Annotated in this window: 22 protein-coding genes and 1 tRNA gene; 12 read left to right on the top strand and 11 right to left on the bottom strand. The window is 69.0% G+C overall.

The genetic code is table 11. The features are described from left to right. Window positions 1–477: 477 nt before the first annotated feature. Window positions 478–1,569 (bottom strand): ParA family protein, encoded by a 1,092-nt coding sequence (locus AC16DP_RS32010; RefSeq protein WP_329727893.1) that lies wholly within the window; start codon window positions 1,567–1,569, stop codon window positions 478–480. After that, window positions 1,566–2,762, bottom strand: coding sequence for an RNA-binding domain-containing protein (locus tag AC16DP_RS32005; RefSeq protein WP_329727892.1), 1,197 nt, complete (start codon window positions 2,760–2,762; stop codon window positions 1,566–1,568). Before AC16DP_RS32005 ends, AC16DP_RS32010 begins: the two co-directional genes overlap by 4 nt. Before the next feature lie 405 nt (window positions 2,763–3,167). Between AC16DP_RS32005 and AC16DP_RS32000 the strand changes: the two genes are divergently transcribed. Next, on the top strand, window positions 3,168–3,779 hold the full coding sequence (locus tag AC16DP_RS32000) for a hypothetical protein (RefSeq protein ID WP_329727891.1): 612 nt from the start codon (window positions 3,168–3,170) through the stop codon (window positions 3,777–3,779). 78 nt (window positions 3,780–3,857) lie between these two features. Next, window positions 3,858–4,580, top strand: a complete 723-nt coding sequence (locus AC16DP_RS31995) for a YsnF/AvaK domain-containing protein (protein ID WP_329727890.1) — start codon at window positions 3,858–3,860, stop codon at window positions 4,578–4,580. A 1-nt stretch (window position 4,581) separates the two neighbouring features. On the opposite strand, the gene AC16DP_RS31990 is transcribed toward AC16DP_RS31995, so the two are convergent. Then, entirely contained in the window at window positions 4,582–5,481 is a 900-nt protein-coding gene (locus AC16DP_RS31990) for a LysR family transcriptional regulator (RefSeq protein WP_329727889.1), read from the bottom strand. A 121-nt stretch (window positions 5,482–5,602) separates the two neighbouring features. Here AC16DP_RS31990 and AC16DP_RS31985 point away from each other — a divergent pair, with 121 nt between their 5' ends. Further along, a complete protein-coding gene (locus AC16DP_RS31985) occupies window positions 5,603–6,235 on the top strand; it encodes a hydrolase (protein ID WP_329727888.1) in 633 nt (210 codons plus the stop codon). Between the two features lie 86 nt (window positions 6,236–6,321). Here AC16DP_RS31985 and AC16DP_RS31980 read toward each other — a convergent pair whose 3' ends face one another. Continuing rightward, on the bottom strand, window positions 6,322–7,080 hold the full coding sequence (locus AC16DP_RS31980; RefSeq protein WP_329727887.1) for a slipin family protein: 759 nt from the start codon (window positions 7,078–7,080) through the stop codon (window positions 6,322–6,324). Next, the gene (locus tag AC16DP_RS31975; protein WP_414640698.1) at window positions 7,077–8,408 is read right to left on the bottom strand and encodes an NfeD family protein; all 1,332 of its coding nucleotides are present in this window, start codon (window positions 8,406–8,408) and stop codon (window positions 7,077–7,079) included. Before AC16DP_RS31975 ends, AC16DP_RS31980 begins: the two co-directional genes overlap by 4 nt. 202 nt (window positions 8,409–8,610) lie before the next feature. On the opposite strand from AC16DP_RS31975, the gene AC16DP_RS31970 reads away from it, so the two are divergent. The 4 genes from AC16DP_RS31970 (at window position 8,611) to AC16DP_RS31955 (ending at window position 13,000) form a co-directional block, all read left to right on the top strand. Next, entirely contained in the window at window positions 8,611–8,826 is a 216-nt protein-coding gene (locus AC16DP_RS31970) for a hypothetical protein (protein ID WP_329727885.1), read from the top strand. An 84-nt stretch (window positions 8,827–8,910) separates the two neighbouring features. After that, window positions 8,911–10,134, top strand: a complete 1,224-nt coding sequence (locus AC16DP_RS31965) for a M20/M25/M40 family metallo-hydrolase (protein ID WP_329727884.1) — start codon at window positions 8,911–8,913, stop codon at window positions 10,132–10,134. Next, window positions 10,131–11,042: a cyanophycinase gene (locus tag AC16DP_RS31960; RefSeq protein WP_329727883.1), complete on the top strand. Its 912-nt coding sequence runs from the start codon at window positions 10,131–10,133 to the stop codon at window positions 11,040–11,042. The genes AC16DP_RS31965 and AC16DP_RS31960 overlap by 4 nt, the downstream gene beginning before the upstream one ends. Further along, on the top strand, window positions 11,039–13,000 hold the full coding sequence (locus AC16DP_RS31955) for an OPT family oligopeptide transporter (protein WP_329727882.1): 1,962 nt from the start codon (window positions 11,039–11,041) through the stop codon (window positions 12,998–13,000). Before AC16DP_RS31960 ends, AC16DP_RS31955 begins: the two co-directional genes overlap by 4 nt. Before the next feature lie 27 nt (window positions 13,001–13,027). Here AC16DP_RS31955 and AC16DP_RS31950 read toward each other — a convergent pair whose 3' ends face one another. Next, window positions 13,028–13,741 carry a hypothetical protein gene (locus AC16DP_RS31950; RefSeq protein ID WP_329727881.1) on the bottom strand — a complete coding sequence of 238 codons (714 nt, stop codon included), beginning with the start codon at window positions 13,739–13,741 and terminating at the stop codon, window positions 13,028–13,030. Window positions 13,742–13,770: 29 nt separating this feature from the next. Continuing rightward, a complete protein-coding gene (locus tag AC16DP_RS31945) occupies window positions 13,771–16,869 on the bottom strand; it encodes a TonB-dependent receptor (RefSeq protein WP_329727880.1) in 3,099 nt (1,032 codons plus the stop codon). A gap of 219 nt (window positions 16,870–17,088) precedes the next feature. Between AC16DP_RS31945 and AC16DP_RS31940 the strand changes: the two genes are divergently transcribed. The 3 genes from AC16DP_RS31940 to AC16DP_RS31930 all read left to right on the top strand — a co-directional run bounded on the left by AC16DP_RS31940 (window position 17,089) and on the right by AC16DP_RS31930 (window position 20,294). Continuing rightward, window positions 17,089–18,084, top strand: a complete 996-nt coding sequence (locus AC16DP_RS31940; protein WP_329727879.1) for a cyanophycinase — start codon at window positions 17,089–17,091, stop codon at window positions 18,082–18,084. 108 nt (window positions 18,085–18,192) lie between these two features. Further along, window positions 18,193–18,396: a hypothetical protein gene (locus tag AC16DP_RS31935; RefSeq protein WP_329727878.1), complete on the top strand. Its 204-nt coding sequence runs from the start codon at window positions 18,193–18,195 to the stop codon at window positions 18,394–18,396. A 308-nt stretch (window positions 18,397–18,704) separates the two neighbouring features. Beyond that, window positions 18,705–20,294 carry an amidohydrolase gene (locus AC16DP_RS31930; RefSeq protein ID WP_329727877.1) on the top strand — a complete coding sequence of 530 codons (1,590 nt, stop codon included), beginning with the start codon at window positions 18,705–18,707 and terminating at the stop codon, window positions 20,292–20,294. Window positions 20,295–20,387: 93 nt separating this feature from the next. Here the strand turns inward: AC16DP_RS31930 and nhaR are convergent, their stop codons facing one another. Next, complete coding sequence (nhaR, locus tag AC16DP_RS31925) at window positions 20,388–21,284, bottom strand: transcriptional activator NhaR (protein ID WP_329727876.1); 897 nt, start codon at window positions 21,282–21,284, stop codon at window positions 20,388–20,390. A 195-nt stretch (window positions 21,285–21,479) separates the two neighbouring features. Here nhaR and AC16DP_RS31920 point away from each other — a divergent pair. Together AC16DP_RS31920 and AC16DP_RS31915 are read left to right on the top strand one after the other, a co-directional pair. Beyond that, a tRNA-Phe gene (locus tag AC16DP_RS31920) sits at window positions 21,480–21,552 on the top strand. A gap of 122 nt (window positions 21,553–21,674) precedes the next feature. Beyond that, window positions 21,675–22,616, top strand: coding sequence for a hypothetical protein (locus AC16DP_RS31915; protein ID WP_329727875.1), 942 nt, complete (start codon window positions 21,675–21,677; stop codon window positions 22,614–22,616). Here the strand turns inward: AC16DP_RS31915 and AC16DP_RS31910 are convergent. Genes AC16DP_RS31910 through AC16DP_RS31900 form a run of 3 tightly spaced genes read right to left on the bottom strand, consistent with a single transcriptional unit; the run spans window position 22,607 to window position 24,281 of the window. Further along, window positions 22,607–23,098, bottom strand: coding sequence for a hypothetical protein (locus tag AC16DP_RS31910; protein WP_329727874.1), 492 nt, complete (start codon window positions 23,096–23,098; stop codon window positions 22,607–22,609). The genes AC16DP_RS31915 and AC16DP_RS31910 overlap by 10 nt on opposite strands. Then, entirely contained in the window at window positions 23,098–23,784 is a 687-nt protein-coding gene (locus tag AC16DP_RS31905; protein ID WP_329727873.1) for a hypothetical protein, read from the bottom strand. Before AC16DP_RS31905 ends, AC16DP_RS31910 begins: the two co-directional genes overlap by 1 nt. Continuing rightward, window positions 23,721–24,281, bottom strand: coding sequence for a hypothetical protein (locus tag AC16DP_RS31900; RefSeq protein WP_329727872.1), 561 nt, complete (start codon window positions 24,279–24,281; stop codon window positions 23,721–23,723). The genes AC16DP_RS31905 and AC16DP_RS31900 overlap by 64 nt, the downstream gene beginning before the upstream one ends. Window positions 24,282–24,476: the final 195 nt, after the last annotated feature.

The raw sequence follows: 24,476 nt of genomic DNA, 5'->3' as shown, positions 1-24,476 counted from the left end.
GGAAGGGGTTGGCCGGCCTGGAACTGGAACGCGCCCATGGCCGCCAGGAGGAAGGTGAGCAGGCCCCCTGCGAGCCCCAGACATCCGAAGGTGACGGCCTTTTTCGCCGGAGTCATCCGTGGGCGTGGAGGCTAACAAGTCATGTGCGGGCGTCCCAGAGCGCTCACCTGCCTGCCCGCCCTCGCGGTGAGTAACGTGGCCCCTGCCGCCTGGACGCCCTCCCGATGTGGCGAGGCGGGGCTTCCCGGGGCGTGCTGCGCGAGGGGAGCTCACTGCGCATGCTCATCAGCGGAGCCCGGAGTCAGGTGCCAGCTGTGGCGGGTGGTCGCGCCGCTGCTCGCGGCGGGGGCGGCGTCGGCCTCGGGCGAACGAGGCACCCTCAGCGCGTTCCTGCACGGACTGCTCGCCTGGGCGGGGTGCTCCTTCTCGTGGCGGTGGTGAGACCGGGACGCGTGAGTTTGAAGACCGTTCTTACGTTCAAGAGTGAGATGGACGACCTCCATGTCCACGTCGATCTCGAAGAGATTCTTCCTCGAAGGGTGTTGCTTCCGGCACCTCTTCAAGCCGCTCCAGCAAGAGGTCAACCAATTTGGTGAACTGCTGTCGACACCGGGCCACGGCTTGGATTTGGCCGCCGCCGATACCGTCCGCTTGTTTTAGATCGAAAAGAGGTTTCCTCACCTGCTGGGCCAGGGGCACCAGGCTCGCGAAGTGCTTGATGAAGGCGATACACTGCGCGTCCTGCTCTACCGTCAGTGAGGAGGGGGGGGGCTCCTCTTCAAGAACGAATCGGTGAAACCAGTTTGGAATTTGAAGTGCCCACTGAGCGTAACCCGAGGGCATTCGGTCCGCTCGTGCAAGGTGCTGCTGGACGATGTATCCGATAGGACTGAATCGGTGGATGGGCAGAGACTCCTGGACTCTTCCCTTCAGATGGTTGCGGCAGGCGTCCTCCCATTCATGGCGCCAATCGACAAGGGTGGGGCCCACGTTCGAAAGCCCTTGTAGGCTGAAGAGGTCAGGCGCGAGTGGAACAATGACCGCATCACATGCCAGCAGTGCCGCGCGATTCAGAGCACCAAGGCTAGGGCCGACATCCAACAAGACGATATCGGCACTCACACGCTCTGCGGCCATGTTCGACAGGACGTCGAGGGCCGTTGTGACGTCGAGAGCGCGTTCGTTGTTCCTGGAGGACTTCTTGGGCCATTCTTCGGCCAGGGTTTGCTCGAAGCTGCTGAGATTCAAGTGTCCTGGCAGCAGATAAAGGTCCGGAGCAACAGGGACGAGCGTTGGCTCTAGGACATCCCCCTTTCCACGTCGCACGAGGTCAATGCAGCCCGCGACTGTTCGCCCGGACTTTTTTCCGGCTTGCATCGCCTTGCTCTCTTCATTCCATATCTCGAAAAGCTGTACGTCGCCGAGGAAGATAGCTGAGAGATTGCACTGCGGATCGTAGTCGAGGACGACAGTTCGATGCCCATTTCGGGCCAGCATGTGCGCGATGTTGAAGGTCAAGGTGGTTTTTCCTACACCACCCTTATTGTTGAACAGAACGAGAGATTTCATGCCTTCCTCCGGACGATGAGCCGGGTGAAACCATTCGTCTCGACCTCAAGTTCGGGGTTATCGTTCTTCGCAAGGAACCTGCGGACCAGCCGGATGCCTCGGCCAAGTTGTTCGACATAACCGAGCTGGACCAGCCAATCAGTGATGTTTGGATTGCGATAATCAGACTGGGTGCCAAATTCTCCCGCGCTCGCTCGGCCGAAAGGTCCCCCAGGATTCGAGAATTCAATTCGATCATCGAACCATTCAATGCGTCCGGGCGCGTGCGTTCCCTCATATTGACGATGCTGGATCATGTTTCGCACCAGTTCTTTGAGGGCGTCCACCGGATATTCAGGCACGAAGGGAGAGCGAATGCCTTGCACAGAACCAGGAACCGCTACGACATGCGCACTCATCTGAGCCCAAAGTGTTTCCAATTGTTGGGGGAGGGAACCCGTGACTGTCTTCCTCCAGGCTACCGGAGCATCAATGTCCGTTCCCACATAGCGGACGAGTTCTACGGTGGCTCCCGGGAGGAATGTCTGCGGACTCAGGCCGAAGATCAGGAGGGCCGTGGGATTGGGCACCCAGGTGCCTTGAACGGAAGCCCCGAGTTGCACCTGGGTTAACCAGGACTCAAGTGACGGGAAGAGATCGGTGTCCTCGACACTTTCTCTGGCATCAATGTACCGGGCATTGAGTGTGGTGGTGTCCAAGTCGGTCAGGGTGGCACCGTGCCAAGGACGCAAATCAAAGGGGTGATGCTTTTCGGGTCGTCTCTCTCGGAGCCGTTGGATGTCCGCCTCTGTCGCACGACGGGTTGTAGAGCCCTGACGCACCCACGCTATACCGTCCACCGTGACAATAGGAGGCACCGCATAGGGTTCGACTCGTACGGCGAAGACGAACTTTCCCTCGAACTCGACCATGTCGATGTCGAATGCGGGGGTCGGCCAGAGCCTGGTTGCGCGAAGTCGGTCCGCCAGAATCCGCTGCTCGTCATCAAGCTTCGTGCCTCGGGCTTCGATCCCCAAGACGCTTCCGTCCTTCCTGACTCCAATGAGCAGGAACCCGGGTTTACGGCTATCCCCCAGGTCATTCGCCAGCGCACAGACCGCTTGGAGGATCTCGTTCGAATCGCGGGAGGATTGTTTCCACTCAAGGCGTGGATCTTCGCTCTTCAGGTAGGACTTCAATTCCTCAGGACTCACTGCCGACCTCCTGCCATCCCTGTGCGTTCGGAACTGGCGCCTCTGGCATGAGTATCCCCATTGAACGCTTGAAGCAACGAACCAGGAATCAGGTAAAGCGTGCCCTTCGGCTCTGGCGGTGTCCCTTGAAGGAACCGGACTTCGCTGGATGAGATGCCCGCCTGTGCTCCCGATACGGAGGGGTGCCCTGGTGGAAGTGTCCGGAGTGTAGACCGGGCTCATGGGTTGCCCGCCTGCCCGCCCTCGCGGTGAGTGACGTGGCCCCTGCTGCCTGGACGCCCTCCCGATGTGGCGAGGCGGGGCTTCCCGAGGGGTGCTGCGCGCGGGAAGCGCACTGCACATGGTGATCAGCGGAGCGCCCGTCAGGGTGCTCGCGACCGTTACTCCCGAGCGAGGAGAGACACCATGGACGAGACCCATCGCAGGACGTTCCACCCCCTCTCCGAGGTGCGCTGGAGCGCGGTGGCCACGGGCGCGCTGTTGGGCGCGGCGGTGTGGCTGGTGCTGCTGCGCTTCGGCGACGTGCCCCGGGCGCTGCTGCTGGAAGAGGCGCCCGGAGTCGGGCGTCAGGTGTGGTGGGTGGTGGCGCCGCTGCTCGCCGCGGGCGTGGCGGCGTGGACGGGGGCGTCCGCTTCGGGCGAGCGCGGCATTCTCGGCGCGTACCTGCACGGATTGCTCTCCTGGGCGGGCGCGCTGTTGCTCGCGGCGCTGGTGGGGCCGGGCAGCGTGGGCGTCCTGCCGGTCGCGGGGTGGAGCGGGCTCGCGGCGGTGGTGGGCGCGGTGGTGGGCGCGGCGCTCGGACGCGCCCTGCTCGCCGGCCGCCTGTCCGCGCCGAGAGGGTTCCACGGCATCGGCCGCCGGCCCTCGACCGGGGCCCACCCCGTGGAGGAGCCGGGCCGCGTCTCCCAGGTCCGCTCGCGGTGGCGCGAGGTGCTCACGGCGCGGCGCGGGGCTCCAGAGGGCCGCCGGCCCGGGGCCCACGAGGACACGGGGCGTCCGGACCAGGACCTGCACTGAGGGCACGGAGAGGGCACGGGTGGTGGACACCCGTGGGGACGAGTCACGACACGACGGGCAACCGAGGAGCGGACAGTCATGGCTGGAGACGGGACGGAGGAGCTACGGACGGGTCTCGCGGTGCGAGGGGCGGATGGCAGGCGCCTGGGCACGCTGGTGGGGCTCGATGCGGGGGTGCTGGTGGTGGAGCGCGGCTTCTTCTGGCCGCAGCGCTTCACCGTCTCCCGCAGTGACGTGGGCGCGGTGAAGGACGGGGAAGTCCGGCTGCTCGGAGGCGCGGCGCTGCGCGAGACGCACACCGGGGCCCTCCTGAGCGAGCCCGCCCAGGCGCGGGAGTCCCTTGCCCGCGAGACCTCCGGAGCCAGCGTGCGCGAGGAGGGAGACGACGTGCGGGTGCCACTGGCGCGCGAGGACGCGTACCCGCTGCTGCGCATGCGCGACGTGGGGGCGGTGCGCGTGCGCAAGGTGGTGCGCACCGAGCTGAAGCAGCTCACCGTGGAGGTACGGCGCGAGGAGCTCGTGGTGGAGCGCCTGCCCGTGCAGCCGGGGGCCACCGCCGCGCCCGAGGGCACCCCCGCGGGGGCGTTCGAGGAGCTCGAGCAGGTCATCCCGCTGTGGCGCGAGGACGTGGAGGTGGTGAAGCGCGCCGTGGTCTACGAGGAGGTGCACCTGAAGAAGGCGGTGGAGCGGCGCACCTGGACGGAGGAGGTGCCGCTGCGCCAGGAGGTGGCGCGCGTGGAGGAGGAGGGCGACGCGCGGCTGGACGTGGGCGACGTGCGTTCGGACTCGCACTCGCACTGACTCACTTCCACGGGGGCTGCCGGGCGAAGCGCTCGACGAGCAGATCCAACAGCGCGCGCACGGCGGCGGAGAGGTGGCGCCGGCTCGGGTAGAGGGCGCGGAGGGTGGACTGGCCGGTGCTCCACTCCTCGAGCACGGGGACGAGCTTGCCCGTGCGCAGCTCCTCGCTGCAGAGGAAGCGCGGCACGTGGGCGATGCCCAGGCCCGCGAGGGCGGCCTGCCGGACGAGCGGGAAGGAGTTGACCGCGTAGCGGGCGCGGATGCGCACCCGGCGCGTCTCGCCTTCGCGCTCGAAGCTCCAGGTGTGCCCCTGCCGGGACGTTCCGAAGACGATGCACGCCAGCGAGGAGAGCGCTTCGGGAGTGGCCGGGGTGCCATGCGCGCGCAGGTACCGGGGGCTGGCGCAGCAGAGCAGGTCCGCGTCGCCCAGCTTGCGCATGACGAGGCTGGCATCCGTGTCGCCCACCGCGCGGATGGCCAGGTCGAAGCCCTCCTCCACGAGGTCCACCTTGCGGTCGGTGAGCACCAGCTCCACCTCCGTCTCCGGGTAGCGCGCGAGGAACTCGGCCACCGCGGTGCCCAGGAAGGCCTGTCCGAAGAGCTGGGGCGCCGTGACGCGGACGAGTCCCCGGGGCGCCGTGCTGGCATCCCGCACGCGGGCATCGGCCTCCTCGGCCTGGGCGATGATGCGCGTGCACTCCTCGTAGTAGGCCTGCCCCACCTCGGTTGCCTGGACGCTGCGCGTGGTGCGATGCAGCAGCCGCACGCCCAGCCGCTCCTCGAGCCGGGAGATACGCTCGCTCACCGTCGACTTGGGCATGCCGAGCGCCTTCGCCGCCCGGGTGAAGCCCTGTTCACGCACCACCCGCACGAAGAGCTGCATCTCATTGAGGTCCACCATGGCATTGTTCGTACACGCGAACAGGGCATCCGGAAAGGGCCTCCTGGTCCGCCTGGGCGGACGCTCCTACTGTGTGTCTCGCCGGCGACGGCACCCCTTTCCACCCTTCTGGAGACAGCCCATGCGCAACATCAACGCCCTCACCCTGGACAACTGCGTCTTCGCCTTCATCGACCACCAGCCGTTCGTGGCCTTTCCGGTCCGCTCCATCTCGCCCGAGGAGCTCATCAACAACGTGACGGGCCTGGCGAAGGTGGCGCGGGCGCTGGAGATTCCCACCGTCCTCACCACCATCTCGGCCGAGGGCGGCCCGCTGGCGGATCCGCTGTTCATGCAGCTCGCGCAGGTGTTCCCCGGCGTGAAGCCCATCGACCGGAACAACACCAACGCCTGGTCGGACGCGGCCTTCGTGGAGGCCATCAAGAAGACGGGCCGCAAGAAGCTGGTGATGTGCGGACTGTGGACGGAGGTGTGCCTGGCGCAGACGGTGGTGTCGGCGTTGAAGGACGGCTACGAGGTGTACTTCGTGAGTGACGCGTCCGGTGGGCTGAGCGCGGAGTCGCACCACGACGCGAAGCTGCGGATGGTACAGGCGGGCGCGGTGCCGATGACGTGGTTCGCGGTGATGTCGGAGCTCTGCCCGGACAACAGCGCGCCGGAGTACCAGCGGCTCTACGGGCTGGTGACGGAGAACGGGGGCGGGCTGGCCTACAACGTCCAGTACGTCCTCGCGCAGCTCAACCGGACGAAGTGAGCGGGTGGAACACGGGCGGGTGCCACTACGTGCTGGAGAATGGGGAGCGCGTCCTGGGCCGCACCATCGCGGCCTGACGGGAGCGCTCACTTGGGCTGCAGGCTGAGCGCCCGTATCAGGTCCAGGGGAATGGGGATGATGGTCTGGTTGCCGCCCCCTGTGATTTCCACCAGGGTCTGCAGGTAGCGGAGCTGGAGGGTGATGGGGTTGCGGTTGAGCACCTCGGCGGCGAGGGAGAGCTTCTCGGCGGCCTGGTGCTCGCCCTCGGCGGCGATGATTTTCGCGCGGCGCTCGCGCTCGGCCTCGGCCTGGCGGGCGATGGCGCGCTGCATCTCCGCGGGCAGGTCGATGTGCTTCACCTCGACGTTGGAGACCTTGATGCCCCACGGGTCGGTGTGGGCATCGAGCACCTTCTGGATGTCGCGGTTGATGCGGTCGCGCTCGGAGAGCAGCTGGTCGAGCTCCACCTGGCCGAGGATGGCGCGCAGGGTGGTCTGCGCGAGCTGGCTGGTGGCGTAGAGGTAGTCCTCCACCTGGAGCACGGCCTTGTCGGCGTGGATGACGCGGAAGTAGACGACGGCGCTCACCTTCACGCTGACGTTGTCCCGGGTGATGACGTCCTGCGGGGGCACGTCGCGCGCGACGGTGCGCATGTCGATGATGACGATGCGCTCGACGAAGGGGATGAGCCACCGGAAGCCGGCGCGCTTGAGGCCCACGAAGCGGCCGAGCCGGAAGACGACGCCGTTCTCGTACTCGTTGACGATGCGCACGCCGGAGAGGAAGGCGAGCACGAGGATGCCCAGGGGAATGAGGAGCCCGAGGGCGCCGAAGAAATCGGTCATGACTTCACCTCATCGACGAAGAGGGTGAGCCCCTCCACGCGGCGCACGACCACGCGGGCACCGGCGGGAAGGGGAGAGGAGGAGACGGCGGCCCAGCGCTCGCCATGGACGAACACCTCGCCGCCGGAGGGAGACACGGAGTCGAGCACCTGGCCCATCTCGCCGACGAGGCCCGCGTCTCCGGCGAGCTGGGGTTTGCGGCGGGTTTCCGCGGCGCGGAAGGCGAGGAAGACGGCGGCCCCGGCGACGAAGACGGCGGTGGGGAGCATGGTGCGCAGGGGAACGCGCAGGGGGCTGTCGAGGAACCAGTCCGGATCGAATCGGTCCACGAGGAACACGCCGCCGAGCACGAGCAGCCCGAGGCCGGCGGCACCGAGCAGACCGCTGGTGACGAAGAGCTCGGCGACGAGCAGGGCGATGCCGAACAGCATGAGGACGATGGCGCCGGTGCGGACGGGGAGCGCGGAGGAGGCGAGCAGGGCGAGCACGAGGCACACCACGCCGAGGAGGCCGGGGGCGATGAGGCCGGGGTGGGTGAGCTCCACGGCGATGCCGAGGCCGGCGAGGAGGAAGAGGATGTAGACGACGGCGGGCTGGGCGAGGGCGTGGAGGAAGCGCTGGGAGAAGGAGGGGTGCAGCTCGACGAGCTGGGCGTTGGCGGTGCGCAGGGTGACGGGCGAGTCGCCGACGGTGACGGAGCGGCCATGGGCCCACTCGAGGAAGGCTTCCTGGGAGGGGGCGACGTGCTCGATGACATGGAGGGCGAGGGCCTTCTCGGCGGGGACGGACTCGCTCTGGCGGACGGCGCGGATGGCCCACTCGACGTTGCGGCCGCGCTGTCTGGCGATGGACTCGACGAAGGCGACGGCGTCGTTCTCGATCTTGCGGGCCATCTCCTTGCCACCGGCGTCCTCGGGGTCCTGGCCGGTGAGCCCGACGACGGGGTGTGCGGCGCCGATGTTGGTCCCGGGAGCCATGGCCGCGAGGTGGGAGGCGAGGGTGATGAAGACGCCCGCGCTGCCGGCGCGGGCACCGGAGGGACCGACCCAGACGAGGACGGGAATGGGGGCGCCGAGGAAGGCGCGGACGATGTCGCGGGTGGACTCGAGCTCACCGCCGGGAGTGTCGAGGCGGACGAGGAGCGCCTGATGACCGGCCTCGTGGGCGCGGCGGACACAGTCGACGAGGTAGGCGCGGGAGCCGGCATCCACGGTGCCATCGAGGACGCAGCGGGAGACGATGGGAGGAGCGGGAGAATCCGCATGACTGGCCGGCTGGCCGAGCAGCAACAGACCCAGCAGGAGCACCGTCCAAACCGAACGCCCCAACCCACCCATCGCGCCTCCTTCCCCTCTCCCTCCGGGAGAGGGACGGGGTGAGGGTATCCGTCCCCGTACTCCAGTCCGTGAATCAGCCCGGACCACATATCCACTGTGCGCCAGCGTGTCGCCCCTCCCTGGAAGGCAACCATCCAGCCGAGCACGGCCCGGAAAGGGCCGGGTGTCGCCTGTGATACAGACGGGCGGAGTCATGCAGCGCATCCAACCGAATCCCGGCGCCGGGGTGGCGCTGTCGCCCGTCGAGAACCAGAAGCCCGAGCGAGGCGGGCACCTGCCGCTGATGGGCGGAGGCATCAAGTCGCTGGCCGTCCTGAAGCGCTTCGTGGAACTGGCGGGAGGGGCGGAGCGGCCGGTGGAGGTGTTCCCGATGGCGGGCGAGAAGAGCCGTCCCACGGAGCGGAGCTGAAGAAGCAGCTCGAGGATGCGGGGGCGGAGGAGAGGGCGGGGGGTGAGGGTGTACGGGGGCGATCCTGTGCTACACCGCGCCGCCGTGTCCCGAAACCCACTGAATCCCGAAGAAGTGCTCGCCGAGGCCCGGCGCCGGATGCCCGAGACGCTCGAGTTGCTGGCGTCGCTGGTGGAGACCAACAGCCACGCGGAGAACGCGGAGGGGGTGGCGGCGTGCCTGTCGCTCCTGGAGCCGAGGCTGCGCGCGCTGGGCCTGGAGACGCAGGTGCTCGAAATCCCCATGCCGGAGCCGCGCGAGGCGGGGAGTGCCCCTTTCCGGAGGCACCTGCTGGCGTGCTCGCCGGAGCCGGAGCGGGGGCGGCCCACGGTGCTGATGAGCTTCCACCTGGACACGGTGTTCCCGAAGGAGCACGGCTTCCAGAAGCTGGTGGAGCGGAGCGCGGAGCGGTGGAGGGGGCCGGGCGTCTCGGACATGAAGGGCGGCATCGTGACGGGGCTGCTGACGCTCGAGCTGTTTAAGGGGCTGGGGGCGCTGGGGCTGGCCCACTGGCGCTTCTTGCTGAACACGGACGAGGAGCTGGGCTCGCCGACGGGGATGGCGGCGCTGAGGAAGGCGGCGGAGGGGGTGGACCTGGCGCTGTGCTTCGAGGCGGCGAGGCCGTGCGGAGGGCTGGTGGTGGCGCGCAAGGGGCTGGGGGCGGGGCGCTTCATCGCGACGGGGAAGTCGGGGCACGCGGGCATCGCGCACGACACGGGGGTGAACGCCTTCACGTCGATGGCGAGGGCGGTGGTGGCGGCCGAGGCGCTGGAGGCGCGCTTCCCCGGGCTGACGGTGTCGCCGGGCGGGAAGGTGGCGGTGGGGCCGGTGGCGCTGAACATGATTCCGGACCACGCCGAGTGCGAGCTGGAGTGGCGTTTCACGGAGCTGGCGGTGGGGGAGGCGGTGTTGGAGGAGCTGGGGCGCATCGCCGAGCGGGTGGGGGCGGAGGCGGGGGCGCCGGTGCGCTTCGAGGGGAGCCTGGAGGCGCCGCCCATGGCGGAGTCGGCGCGCACGAAGGCGGTGCTGGAGGCCTACGTGGGGGCGGCGAGGGACCTGGGGATGAACATCCAGGGCGTGGCCACGGCGGGGGTGGGGGACATGAACCACGTGTCCCGGATGGGGGCCCTCTGCCTGGACGGAGTGGGGCCCGAGGGGGGTGGCTTCCACACGGAGAACGAGTACCTGGTGGTGGACTCGCTGGCGCGGCGCGCGGCCATGAACGTGGTGGGGCTGAGCCGGTACCTCGGCGAGGGGGAGCGCGCGTGAGCCGGAGCGTGGCGCGGGTGCGGATGGCGGTGGCGCTGCTGCTGGGGCTGTCGCTGACGGGCTGCGCGGCGGCGCTGGCGCGCGACGGAGAGCCCTCGAGGCGCGAGCCCGCCGAGGCGCCGGCGCCGGCTCCGGTGCGAGGTGGGCACCTGCTGTTGATCGGGGGAGGCTTCAAGCCGCCGGAGGTGCTGAAGCGCTTCGTGGAGCTGGCGGGAGGGGCGGAGCGGCCGGTGGTGGTGTTCCCGATGGCGAGCGAGGAGAGCCGCCCGTCGGGAGAGGAGCTGAAGAAGCAGCTCGAGGCGGTGGGGGCGAAGGAGGTGCGGGTGGTGCACCTCGACGAGCGCCGGGACGCGCTGAAGCCCGAGGTGGTGGAGGCGGTGAAGGGCGCGGGTGGCGTCTTCTTCGGTGGAGGGGACCAGAACCGGATTGCGCAGCGGCTGGTGGACACGCCGGTGTTGCAGGCGCTGCGGGAGCTGCTGGCGCGCGGAGGCGTGGTGGCGGGGACGAGCGCGGGAGCGGCGTGCCAGAGCGAGGTGATGTTCGTGGGGGAGGGGGACGAGACGGTGCTGCGCGCGTCGAACATCGTGACGACGCGAGGCATCGGGCTGTGGCCGGGGACGATCGTGGACTCGCACTTCATGGCGAGGAAGCGGCAGGGGCGGCTGGTGAACCTGGTGGCGGAGCACCCGGAGCTGCTGGGGGTGGGAATCGACGAGGCGACGGCGGCGTGGGTGAAGCCGGACGGGACGCTGGAGGTGGTGGGGCAGGGGTGGGTGGTGCTGTACGACGCCGCGAAGGCGCGGGTGACGCGGACGGCGGACAACCGCCTGTCGGTCTCGGGGTTGGTGCAGCACGTGCTGGTGGATGGCCAGCGCTTCAATCTTCCGCAACGGACGGTGTCTCCATGAGTGGTTCTCCGGCGAGCGGTTCTCCGGCTCCTTCCCACGAGCCCACGCCCGCGGCACCGGTCGCGGTGCCCGTGGCCGATTCCTCCCTGGCGCCCGTGGAGCTCACGCGGCGCGCGGTGGTGGCGGGCGTGGTGTTCGGGGCGATGTTCGGCGCGGCCAACGCCTACCTGGGCCTGCGGGTGGGCATGACGGTGGCCACCTCCATTCCGGTGGCGGTGATGACGGTGGCGCTCTTCCGCGCCCTGGGCGGCCGGGCCTCCATCCAGGAGGCGAACCTGGCGCAGACGATCGGCTCGGCGTCGACGGCGCTGGCCACGGGCTCCATCTTCACGCTGCCGGCGCTCTTCCTGTGGGGGCTGGTGCCGTCGTACTGGCAGATCGCCGGGCTGGCGCTGCTGGGCGGCCTGCTGGGCATCTCGGCGATGATTCCGTTGCGGCGCCTGCTGCTGGTGCGCTCGGCGAAGGAGCTGCCGTACCCGGAGGGCCGGGCGTGCGCGGAGGTGCTCCACGCCACCACGGGCGAGCGCGCGAGCACGTCCGCGGGGACGTGGATCTTCCGGGGCCTGCTGCTGGGCGCGGGGGTGAAGCTGGTGCTGGAGCTGCTGCGGCTGGTGCCGGGGGAAGTGGGCCTGGCGCTGCCGGGGCTGCGCAACGCGGAGCTGGCGATGGAGATCGCCCCGGCGCTCATCGCGGTGGGCTACATCCTGGGCTTCCGGCAGTCGGCCATCGTGGTGTCGGGCAGCGTCATCTCCTCGCTGGTGCTCATTCCGCTCATCACCCACGTGGGAGGGGCGCTGACGGTGCCGCTGGCGCCGGAGGCCACGAAGCTGGTGTCGCAGATGGACGCGGGCACCATCTGGAGCCGGTACGTGCGCTACATCGGCGCGGGCGCGGTGGCGGCGGCGGGCATCGCCACGGTGGTGAAGGCGCTGCCGTCCATGGCGGGGGCCTTCCTGGCGGTGGCGAGCGGGTGGCGGGGCTCGCGCGGGGAGTCCGCGGACGAGGCCGGGGGCCGGACGGAGCGGGACATCCCGGGCAGGGTGGTGGGGGTGGTGCTGGTGGGGGTGGTGGGCGCGCTGGTGGTGGTGCCGGGGCTGCTGGGCGGCGAGCTGAGCCTGGTGCAGCGGGTGGTGTGCGCGGTGGGCGTGGGCGTGCTGGGTGTGGCGTTCGTGGCGGTGGCCTCGCGCATCGTGGGGCTGGTGGGTGTGTCGTCGCAGCCCACGTCGGGCATCACGCTGGTGACGCTGCTGTGCATTGGCGGGGTGTTCACGCTGCTGGGGTGGACGGGCCCGGGCATGAAGGCGGCGGTGCTGATGGTGGGCACGGTGGTGGCCATCGCCGCGTCCAAGGCGGGAGACATCTCGCAGGACTTGAAGACGGGGCAGCTCGTGGGGGCCACGCCCGCGGTGCAGCAGGTGGGCCAGTACATCGGCGCGGCGACGGCGTGCTGGGCGGTGGCGGCGACGCTGCTCTTCCTGGGCAAGGCGTACGGGTTCGGCTCGCAGGAGCTGCCGGCGCCCCAGGCCACGTTGATGAAGACGATCATCGAGGGGCTGATGTCGGGCTCGCTGCCCAAGGACCTGGTGCTGGCGGGCGCGGGGCTGTCGGTGGGTGCGATGCTGGCGGGGGTGAACGGGCTGGGCTTCGCCATCGGCGTGTACCTGCCGCTGGCGGCGATGGCGCCCATCTTCGTGGGAGGCGTGGCGCGGCGGCTCGCGGACGGCTGGAGCCGGAAGACGGAGGAGGACGCGGAGGGAGGCCCCGGCGTGCTGGCGGCCTCGGGCCTGGTGGCGGGCGAGGGGCTCGCGGGGCTGGCGGTGGCGGTGCTGGTGGGCGGCTTCGGCTATGCGCGGCCGAAGCTCCCCCTGCTGGAGGCGGGGGCGGGCAGCCTCGCCGCGCTGGCGCTGGTGGTGGGCCTGTGCGCCTTCCTGGTGCGGGCGGGCCGCTCCAGGCCCTGAGCCCCCTCGTCCTTCCTCCGGCGTGCCTCAGTTGCCGCGCTTGAAGGCGGGCACGCTGTCCGAGTCCAGCACGCACAGGGCGCTGGCCTCGTCGCACCGGACGGGGAACGACTCGTCCAGGGCGAGCAGGGTGTCGTAGTCGGGCTCGCGGCACAGCCGGGCATCCGTCTTCGGCGTGCCGTCCTCGTTGTACTCGAGGTCTCCGTCGTCGTTGCGCACGTGGCAGGAGACGGCGGGGAAGACGCCAATGGCCTCGTAGGTGGCCGAGCAGGTGCCCTCGGTGTAGCGCACCGTGGCGAGCCACTGCGTGCCCGGCGCGGCGGCGCTCACGTGGAAGCGCACGTCGCTCCACGCGTAGCGCACGTCCACGCCCGGCTCCTCCGTCACCTGCTGGCGGCCCTCGGACACGTCCTGCACGCGGCAGAAGCCGTCCTGGCCGGGCATGTCCTCGCGCAGCGAGCCCAGGGAGATGGGCGAGTGGCTCTCGTCCGCGTCCTCGCCCACCAGCCGGAACAGGGCGTCCGGTTGGAGCGCCACCGTCTGCGTCTGCGCGCCGGGCGGGTTGTACTTCTGCACGCCGACGATCTCCGGCTTCTTCGAGGCGCAGGCGCCGCTGCCCTCCTTGAGCACGTAGCGCACGGCGTGGCCGCCGCGGCCGACGATGCAGCGCACGGGGGGCTGCTCGAAGGCACAGCCGCTCAGTGACAGGAGGACGGCACATCCCAGAAGGGGGCTCTTCATGTTCGGTCTCATGGGGTTTCCCGGAGTGCTCAGAAGCTCAGCTTGGCGGAGACGCGGATGCTGCGGGGCGCCTGGTAGGCCGTCGTCTTGCCGTAGTTGGGGTTGCGCTTGACGTCGAGTCCCTCCAGGGCGGCCAGGTCGCGGCTGTTGACGAGGGGGTCCACCACGTCGAACGTGTAGTTCTGGTCCCGGGCCACCTCCTGCTGGAAGTTGAAGACGTTGAAGACGTCGGCGCTGAGGGTGGCCACCACGCCCCGGGCCACGGGGTAGCCCACGCCCACGCGGGCGTCGATGTTGTGCACCCACGGCAGCCGGCCGGCGGCGCCGCGCTCGAGCAGGTACACCTGGCCGTCGCCGTACAGGTCATGCGAGCCCAGCACGCTCAGCGGCGTGCCCGACTGCCCCCGGTAGGTGAGGCCCACGTCCAGCAGCACCTTGCCGGGAAGCAGGAACTCGCGCGCGCCGTAGGCCTTGATGGCGTGGGCGCGGTCGCTGGGCAGCGGGCCCAGGCGGTTCTGCAGCAGCGAGGCCAGGTCGAAGTCCGAGGTGATGTTGGGCGCGAGCTGGCCGCTCTCCGGACGGAACATGCCGGTGTAGTTCCCGCGCAGCGAGGACCAGGTGTACGAAATCTGGCCCAGCCACTGGTTGGAGAAGCGCTTGTCGAGGAAGACGGTGACGGCGTCGTAGTCGCGCACGGCCCGTGGGAACGACGAGGCGATGCCCTGGCCCGGGTTGCCCAGGAAGAAGGTGGTGGCCTGGTCGTTGCTCATGTCCTCGATGACGGCGTTCATGTACCGGCGCGTGTACGTGAGGCCGGCCCGGGCGTCGTCGAAGAGCTGGTACTCGCCGCCGACGACGAACTCGTCCGACGACTGGGCCTCCAGCCTCGGATCCACGGGCACGTTGTCGCCGCGGATGGGGAGCCACTTCGCGTTGGGGTCCTGCTCGTTGCTGTAGCCCCGGTCGTAGAGCGTCTGCAGGTTGCCCGGGTCCCTGCACTCGGCGTAGGGGGCCTCCTGGCGGAGCGGATCACACCCGGGCGTGGTGCCGCGGGCCGCGCGGTAGAAGGACTGGAGGCGGCGCTCGCCGGGGAACTGCGCGTTCACCATCTCCATGACGGTGTTCTGGTAGTAGCGCGCGTAGTTGGCGAACAGCTTGGAGCGGCCCTGCTGGGTGAAGTCGTACACCACGCCGATGCGCGGGGAGAACTGGTTGGGCAGGGCCACGGCCAGGCGCCCGTCTCCGCCGTAGAGCGTCTGCATGTCGTAGCGCAGGCCCACGTTGAGCGACACCTTGTCCAGCACGCTCCAGCTGTCCTGCACGAAGGCGCCAATCCCGTTGGACGAGGAGGCGGTGTTCCACAGCGGGAGGATCTTCGGCTCGTCGGGGCCGAGCATGTAGCCCATGGAGCGGTGGAGCTGCCAGAAGCGGCCCCGGCGGTCCTCGCGGTACGTGCCCATTCCGGAGAAGGCCACGCGGCCGGTGGCCGTCACGTAGTCCAGGTCCAGGCCCGCCTTCATCACGTGGTGGCCGAGCGCCTCCATCAGGTAGGTGCCCACCACCTTGGCCTGGTAGCGGTCCAGCACGTCGTCATTGAGGCGGCCGGGGCCGGCGTAGGCGTACGTATAGGCCGGGCAGCGCGTGGTGCCGCCGGGCGTGGCCGGGTCGCACACCGTGGGGTCCTCCAGCGCCTCGAACTCGCTGATGGAGTGGGGGTTGGCGCGGCGGTAGTTGAAGCGGGGGACGCCGGCCAAGCCGGTGCTCCCGCCCAGCTCGCTGCCGTCCGAGGCGAGGAAGGTGTTGCTCTGGTGGTGCCAGCCGAGGCTCGCGTCCAGCAGCAGCCGCTTGTCCAGGAAGGACGAGTTGAGCTTGAGGGCCACGTCGCGCGAGTCGTTGGTGTAGCGGTGCGCCAGGGCGTCGAAGCTGCCGGTGAGGCTGCGCGTCTCCACGCGGCCGTCCTCGGGGTCGAAGCCGAAGCGGCCCTTGCCGCCCGACTCGTAGGGCGTGCCCATGACGGAGAGCGACAGCGCGTGGTCCGCGTTGAGGTTGTAGGTGAGCTTGCCGATGTACTGGTACGAGCGCTGATCCGCGAACCAGTCACGCCGGGTGTTGGCGATGGGGGTGGCGTTCGTCTCGTTGCCGGCGGCGTCGAAGTCGACGGTGTAGAGGCTGCGCTCCAGGCGCTGGCGGTTGGCGGCGGTGGCGGCGCCCACGAAGAACCACAGCTTGTCCTGGAGGATGGGACCGCCGAGCTCGAAGCCCACGTCCCCCTGGTTCCACATGCGCACGTCCGTGCCGATGGCGCCCTCGCGCAGCGTGCTCATGCGGCCGGCGTACAGCCCGCCCGGCGCCAGCGTGCCGAAGACGGAGCCGTGGAACTGGTTGGAGCCGGACTTCGTCACCACGTTCATCACGCCGCCGGTGGCCCGGCCATACTCGGGCATGAAGCCACCGCTGATGACGTTGACCTCCTGCACGAACTCCACGCTCAGCTGCGTGCCGAGCAGGCCGAAGGCGGGATCTCCCACGCTCAGCCCGTCGATGACGAAGCCGTTCTCCGGCGAGCTGGTGCCATTGATGGACATGCCGTAGGTGTCGGCCTGGACGCCGGGGGCCACCTCGGCCAGCGACTCGAAGGAGCGCGACGCCGAGCCCTTGCTGCCCGGCGCGGACAGGGCGATGCGGCGGGCGAAGTCGGCGCTCACGTTGACACCCGTGGTGGTGGAGCCCACGTCCACCGTGGGCGCCTGCGCCACCACGTCGATGGTGGACTGGAGCCCCTCGGGCAGCAGCATCACGTTGACGCGCAGGGTGGTCTCCAGCCGCAGCTGGACGTCCTCGCGGGCGAAGGGCTGGTAGCCCTCGCGCTCCAGCCGCAACGTGTACGTGCCCGGCGGCAGTTGCGGCAGCCGGTAGAGGCCCGACTCATCCGTGAGGGCCACCTTCTCGCCCTGCAGGTTGGGTGAGGTGGCGGTGACGACCGCGTCCGCCAGTGGCTTCTTCGTCTCCGCGTCCATCACCGTGCCGGTGATGACCGACGTGCCCTGGGCGAGCGCGGGCAGTGCCGCGAGCCACACGAGCAGCAGCACGGCGCGATGTGCTCGCGCCAATGAACCTGGATTGTGCATGAACCCCTCCCCGTCACTGGTGACGGTGCGGAGCGCCTCTTGGCACAGCCATGGAGGAGCCGTCCACGCCGCGCGCCGCCGTGGAGACGGCGGCCCGCGCAACGGCACTGGAATGACGATGGAATGACGATGGCATGACGCGAGGCGCGGGGCCCGAGGATTGACCCTTCGCGACGCCGTCACCTAAGAACCGCGCCTCACTCGGAGTGGAGGCTATCCATGATGTTCAAGGATTTGCGTGTGGCGTGTGGAGCGCTGGTGACGGCGGCGGTGCTGGTGGGGACGGGAGCGGAGGCGAAGGTGACGCGGTACCTGACGGGCAACGCGGCGGACGTGAATCCGACGCTGTACGGCCCGGCGCTGAACCTGGGCGGTGGCGGTCCGGACGTGGATCCGGCCATCCAGTGGATGATCGATCAGGCGCGCGGGTGCACCACGTGCGCGACGAAGGTGGACGTGGTCGTCATCCGCGCCACGGGCACCAATGGCTACAACGCGCCCGTCGCCGCGATGAACGGGGTGGACTCGGTGGAGACGCTGGTGGTGCCGAGCTACAACGACGCGAACACGCTCGAGGTGGAGACGGCGGTGCGCAACGCGGAGGTGGTGTTCTTCGCGGGCGGGGACCAGTGCGACTACATCACGTACTACAGCGGAACGCGGCTGCAGCGCGCGGTGGACGCGGTGTGGGCGCGCGGCGGCACGGTGGGCGGCACCAGCGCGGGGGCCATGGTGCAGGGGGAGCACATCTACAACGCGTGCAGTGGCAGCGTGTACTCGGATGAGGCGCTGGCCAACCCCTACAACCGGTACATGACGTTCTCGAAGGACTTCTTCCTGTGGCCGCAGATGGACGAGGTCATCGTGGACACGCACTTCGGGCAGCGGGACCGGATGGGGCGGCTGATGGCCTTCGTGGCGCGGCGGATCCGCGACGGGTACGACGCCACGGTGATGGGGCTGGGCATCAACGAGGGGACGTCGGTGGTGGTGGACAGGAACGGCCTGGCGACGGTGATGGGCGCGGGCCCGGCGTACTTCGTCCAGGGCACGCACGCGCCGGAGAGGTGCGAGCCGGGAGTGGCGCTGAGCTACACGGACTACCGCATCTGGCGGGTGGATGCCGGCGGGCAGTTCAACCTGTGGACGTGGCCCACGAGCGGCTACTACCTGCGCAGCGTGAACAATGGGGTCCTCTCGGCGTCGCCGTACTGAGCGCCCCCGGGGCGCGTGCATCCGATGGAGGACGGAGCGGCGAGGGAGCGCATTGCGGAGGAGGGAGGGGCTCCCTACGGTGGGAGGGGGATGCTTTCAGGAGGACGCATGCGCCATGCCCTGCTCATCACGATAGGAGTGGTCGTTTCCCTGCTGGCCTGCCGGACGACACAGCCCCCGGGAACGGAGAACGCGATGCCGATCCAGGATCCGGCGCAGAAGGAGGACTCGCAGCTGGTGCCGGCGGAGCCGCCGGGGCCCTCGGGTCCGCTCAACATCCCGACGGACACGGACGGAGGAACGCCTCCGTAGCCCCAAGCCGCCGAGGTCGCCCTCGTGAAGAGGAGCCCACCGTGGCTCCTCTCCCTCGCCCTCCGGGAGAGGGGCCGGGGGTGAGGGTATCGAGAACCCCGGGTCGAGCCCACGAGAGCTCCCCGGGTCCCACGGGGACGGTGACAGGGGCGAGCGGCTGGCGCACAGTGGCGCCGTCGATGCGGGGACGTTCATCCCAACACGGAGCAGGAACGAGAGCCCGGAGTGCGGCGCGGATGTGCCTGATGGGGGCACTGGTGCTGGCACTGGGGCAGGGGTGCGCCCGGAGGGCGCCCGAGGGAGCGCGAGTGGAGACGACAGTCTACGTGGCACGGCGGATCCGGACGCTGGACGAGCGGAAGCCGGAGGCTCGGGCGCTGGCGGTGCGGCGGGGGCGGCTGGTGGCGGTGGGGACGAAGGAGGAGGTGCTGAAGGCGGCGGGGGAGGGAGCGCGGGTCGTCGACTATGGCGACGCGGTGATGGTGCCGGGGCTGGTGGACGCGCACGCGCACATCGCGGGGCTGGGCCGGAGCCTGACGGTGGCGCGACTCGAGGGCGCACGATCGGTGGACGAGGTGGTGCGGCGCCTGGCGGAGGCCCCGGCGACGAGCTTCCAGGGCGACTGGCTGGTGGGAAAGGGCTGGGACCAGAACGGGTGGCCGGGCCAGCGCTTCCCCGGGAGGAGCGAGCTGGACGCGCGCTTCCCGCGGACGCCGGTGTACCTGACGCGGGTGGACCACCACGCGGCGTGGGTGAACGGGGAGGCGCTGAGGCGAGCGGGAATCTCGCGCGAGACGCCGGACCCGGCGGGAGGGCGGATCCTCCGGGACGAGAAGGGGGAGCCGACGGGGGTGCTGGTGGACAACGCGATGGACCTGGTGGTGAAGGGGGTGCCGCCGCCGACGGACGAGCAGCTGGAGGCGAGACTCTCGGCGGCGCTGGAGCGCTGCGCGCAGGTGGGGCTGACGGGGGTGCACGACGCGGGGATGGACCTGCGGACGTTCCGGAAGCTGCAGGCGTGGGACATGGCGGGGCGGCTGCCGGTGCGGGTGTACGCGATGGCGGACGGGCAGGGGGAGGACCGGCACACGTACCTGGAGCTGGGGACGTACGGGGGGCGGATGCTGGAGATGAAGGCGGTGAAGTTCCTGCTGGACGGGGCGCTGGGCTCGCGAGGGGCGGCGCTGCACGAGGCCTACAGTGACGCGCCGGGGGAGACGGGGCTGTTGCTGATGGAGCCGGAGGAACTGGCGAGGAGGACGTGGGCCTTCATGGAGCGGGGCTTCCAGGTGTGCGTGCACGCGATTGGAGACCGGGCGAACACGCTGGTGGTGGACACGCTGATCCGCGCGTCGGCGGCGACGGGGACGAAGCCGCTGAGGCACCGGGTGGAGCACGCGCAGATATTGAGGCCCGAGGACATCCGGAAGCTGGGGGAAGCGGGGCTGGTGGCGAGCGTGCAGCCGGCGCACGCGACGAGCGACATGGGGTGGGCGGAGGCGAGGCTGGGGGCGGAGCGGCTGAAGGGGGCGTACGCGTGGAAGAGCCTGAAGGAGGCGGGGGCGGTGCTGGCGTTGGGGAGTGACTTCCCCATCGAGAACCCGGACGTGCTGGCGGGGCTGTACGCGGCGAGGACGCGTCAGGACGCGGCGGGGAAGCCGGAGGGAGGGTGGCAGCGGCAGGAGCGGCTGACGGGACAGGAAGCGCTGGAGGGCTTCACGGTGGGGCCGGCGTGGGCGTCGTTCGCGGAGGAGCGGAGGGGGCGTCTGGTGGAGGGGATGGACGCGGACTTCACGGTGCTGTCGGTGGACCCGGTGTCGGACGAGGCGAAGGCCCTGGTGGACGCGAAGGTGGTGGCCACGGTGGTGGACGGCCGCGAGGTGCACCGTTCCCCGTGAACCAGCACCCCCCACTCTGTTCAATCTCCCCTCGCCCTCCGGGAGAGGGACGGGGTGAGGGTGCCACGCATCCCGGGTTCCCCCCCGGAGCCCCTACCCGAACAACCGTGAGCGAGCGGTCTCGGCGATGGCGACGACGGCGGGATGGCGCAGCCGGCGCTCGACGGAGATGGCGTAGAAGCAGGTCTCGATGTCATCGGTGCGGCCGATGACGGAGACGTTGAACTGGCGGGAGACCTCGTCCTCGATGACGGAGGGGATGGCGAAGACGCCGTGGCCGCGCTGGCCGAAGGCCTTGATGAGGGCGCTGTCGTCGAAGTCGCCGACGATGACGGGGTGGATGCCCTGGGAGTCGAACCAGAGCTCGAGCGAGCGGCGGACGGAGGAGGAGTCCGAGGGCAGGAGCATGGGGGCGGCGTCGAGCGAGCGGGGAAAACCCTTGGCGAGGTGGGCGAGCCTGGGGGCGGCGAAGAAGGAGACGCCGCACTTGCCGAGCAGGTGGTTGAAGGCGCGGATGCTGACGGGCTCGGAGGAGGGGGCGTCGGCGATGACGGCGTCGAGCTCGTGGAGGGCGAGGGAGGCGAGGAGTTGGGGGAGGGGGCCTTCCTTGCAGGTGATGTGGATGTCGGGGGAGACGTCGAAGGCGGGCTGGAGGAGCCGCTCGGCGACGAGCTTGGGGACGACATCGGTGACGCCGACGGAGAAGCGGAGGTGCTGGCCGGAGGGGAGGCCGTTGACGACGTTCTTGAGCTCGTTGCCGAGGCGGAAGATGTCCTCGGCGTAGCGCAGGACGGTGCGGCCGACGTCGGTGAGGACGAGGCGGCGGCCCTGCCGCTCGAAGAGCTTGTGGCCGAGCGACTCCTCGAGGAGCTTGAGCTGGGCGCTGATGGTGGGTTGGGCGAGGCGGAGCTCCTGGCTGGCCTTGGCGATGGAGCCGGCGCGGGCGACGGTCCAGAAGTAGAGGAGGTGGTGGTAGTTGAGCCAGCTCACGCGAGGGGCCTCCAGGAGGACAGGGGAGGATCTAACGGGAAAACGCACGGGCGGTGCGTGGGAGAAGGAGGGACGGAGGCCGGGCGTGCGAGCGGGAGAGGGGAAGGGGGAGAAGTGGAGGGGAGTTGAAGAACCCGCTTGACGGGAGGGCCGAGTCCCCGTAAATCGCCCGTACTTCGCGCGGTTGAGCAGCACGCCCAGGTAGCTCAGTTGGTAGAGCAGGGGACTGAAAATCCCCGTGTCGGTGGTTCGATTCCGCCCCTGGGCACACAAAGCAAAGAGTTCTCAGGGCGTCGGACTTCGGTTCGACGCCCTTTCTTTTTACCCGCGAAGCTCATGGGCAAAATACGGGCAAGCCCCCGCACGTTCTCCCCAATGGAGGTCGAGGACATGGGCGAGGGCACGAGCAAGAGCCAGGACTACGCGGAGACGTGGGAGGGCGGGTTCGTCCGCCACGATTCGAAGGGCCGGAAGGTCTACGTGATCCGCCGCATGATCAACGGGCGGAGCTACAAGGTCAGCACCCGGGCCAGCACGCTCCGTGCGGCCATGGAGCAGCTCAAGCGGTTCGAGACCGACCCGGAGAACTACAACCCGGCGGGCCTGCCGCACGAGCAGCCGATCTACCTGGATGCGCCGCTCGCGGAAGAGTTCCTGCTGTGGAGCCGGGACACGAAGAAGAACTCACGCGAGTGGCTGGAGAAGCAGCAGCGTTACCTCGCGTGGTGGGCGGACCAGCTCAAGGGGCTCGACCTGCGGAAGCTCAGCCTCGTGGACCACATCAAGCCCGCGTTGAAGACAGCCGGAAACGTCCCCCACCGGATCGCGGTGCTCAAGAGCCTCTACTCCTGGCTGCGCAAGGAGAAGCACCTGCTCTCGGTGAACGAGGACCCGACGTTCCAGACGTTGGTGGTGCCCCAGGCGAGGCCCGAGCAGTGGAAGCGGGACAAGGTGATTCCCCGAGAGCACTACCTCCTGGCCCGGGAGCACCTGGCTCCCTACTGGCGTGACGGGATGGATGTGCAGGCGGGCACCGGCTGGCACGTCACGGAACTGGTGCGCTTCGCCAAGATGGGAAGCGTGGAGCCGTACCGGGGCGATGCCGAGGGTGTCGCGGGCGTGTTGGGGTGTCCGCAGACCAAGAGCGGCGAGCCCCTGCGTACCGCTGTGTCCGCCGACGTGTGGGAGGCCGGGAGACGGCTACTTGAGAGAGGCACGCAGGCGGCTTGCCCCGACAGGACCTACGAGCCGACCAGAGTGATCGTAGGTGCTACCGGGGCAAGCCCATCGCCCCACGATGCCCGGAATGGCGGCTACGGACGCTACTTTTGAGTCGCTGACTGGTCAGTCGAAGCGGGTGCCGCAGTTGGCGGTGGCACTGCCGGCTGTGCTTGATCAATCGGCGGATGACGCCGACCGCGATTGTGCGCCTTCGCCGCGAGCGCTTTGCTGCGCGTCTTCACGGCTTTCTGGTCGAGCCCTCGAAAGTCGATGGATCCATGCGCGGGATCTGGATGCGGGTGGGGCGGCTCGACAGGCGACCAGTAAGACTTCATGCCAACATCCGCAACTTCCTGGGTCGTGACGGCCCACACTCCCGCCGAGGGGAAGCCGAGCGTCTTCGTGTAGTGCTCGTAGCTCTGCTCGGCGCTCGTGCGCGAACCGCATGACACCGAGAGGAGCCCTTCGTCCTTGGGCCATGGACTGAACGCGACACTCGTCACTCGGCCGTCGTTCAGCCATGCACTACTTGGGCTCACTTGGCGGTACAAGTGTTCGCCGGACGGCACCAGTTCCTCCTTCAGTACGGACATCAGGCCACCTCCGAGCCGAACGTGCCGTACTGCATCAAGAATGCGACGAGGCTTCCCACTCCCGTCCGCGTTCCGAGGTCCAGCGTTTCCTCCGCGTCTTCAAGCGTCTCCACATTCGCCGCGTGCATCCACGCGCTCTTCTTTTCAAGGTCGATGGTCGCGCTGACTTCCCAGGTGCCGAACGACCATTCGGCTTCTACCTCGCCGTCGGGAGTAGCATAGAGGCGCGGCTTGGGTAGGTAGCGCTCAACCATCAGGCCGATCAGCAACCCCTCCAGCCACGACAACCCTTCCTCAGGTAGCGCGCGGCCATGCTCGTTGTCGAGCCACCCTGGTTTCAGGGTTTGGAGTTCCTTGATGCGTTCCTCAACCTGGCGCACGCTCGCCTCGTTGCTTCCAGACCAACCGCGCGCTTCGCGGATATCGTTGATCTTCTGCGGAATGTGGTCGTGAGTAAAGGTGACCTCCCCTAAAACACGCACCCTGGAGAAGTTCTTCTCGTTGATGGCCTTCGCCAAGGCGCCCGCAGTACTGGCAGTGTGACTCCCGACCACGTAGTAACCATCGAGAGTGCGGAGGCGGAAGCGCCCGGTATCCCAGTCGAAGCCAACGACGGTTTCGCTCAGTTCCGCGAGCTTCCGATAGGAGGGCTGTGCCAGGCGGGACTCAATGAGCACGCGCACCATGGCGTCGTACTGGGGCCTGCTGCCCGGGATGGGCCGCGGAATTCGAGCGACTCATCGTCCTGGAGGTACTTGCCGAGGGCGAGCAGGTCCTCGAGAAATTCCTCGGGGAAGTCGTCGGGCAACGCCTGCTGAGTGGCCAGGGCGTGGATTGTATCCGAGATAATATCCCGGGCCTCGTCATAGTAGTCGCCCGCCTGCCCAGCATCCAAGGGGTCGATCGTCACGCCAGCGAACTGCGCCTCCGCACGTGCAAACACCGGCACGGCGCAGTCCTTCTCGACGTTCTGCAACTTAAGTTGGAACGCGTCCTCGAAGTGGGCGGGGACGCGGATCCGGTTGTTCCTCTTCCGGAAGAGGGCCATCGCGAGGTCCCGCACCAAGTTCTTGTAGGCCAGGAACTGCGGCAGCACGTCGACCGGGATGGCGTGGTCGTCGAATCGTCCCCCTCGGAAAACGGGAGCGGCGAACACCTTCAAGTCACTGGGGTCGCTGGACATGGCGGGCGGCGGGTTCTCCCAGAAGGAGCGTACCGCATGCAACCGACAATTTACGACGCCTTGCAGGCGAGTGTCGTAGCGCGTGCGCCATCGGATATGCGGATGTAGATCCTGATCGCACATGCCGCGACCGGGATGTGACACCTGCTCCAGAAGGGGGGGCAGCCTCGTCAGCGGCTCACACCTGGAGCCCAC

The organism is Archangium sp., from assembly GCF_057119385.1.
The sequence above is the reverse complement of the archived record's forward strand: the minus strand, read 5'-3'. Positions and strand labels throughout refer to the sequence as shown.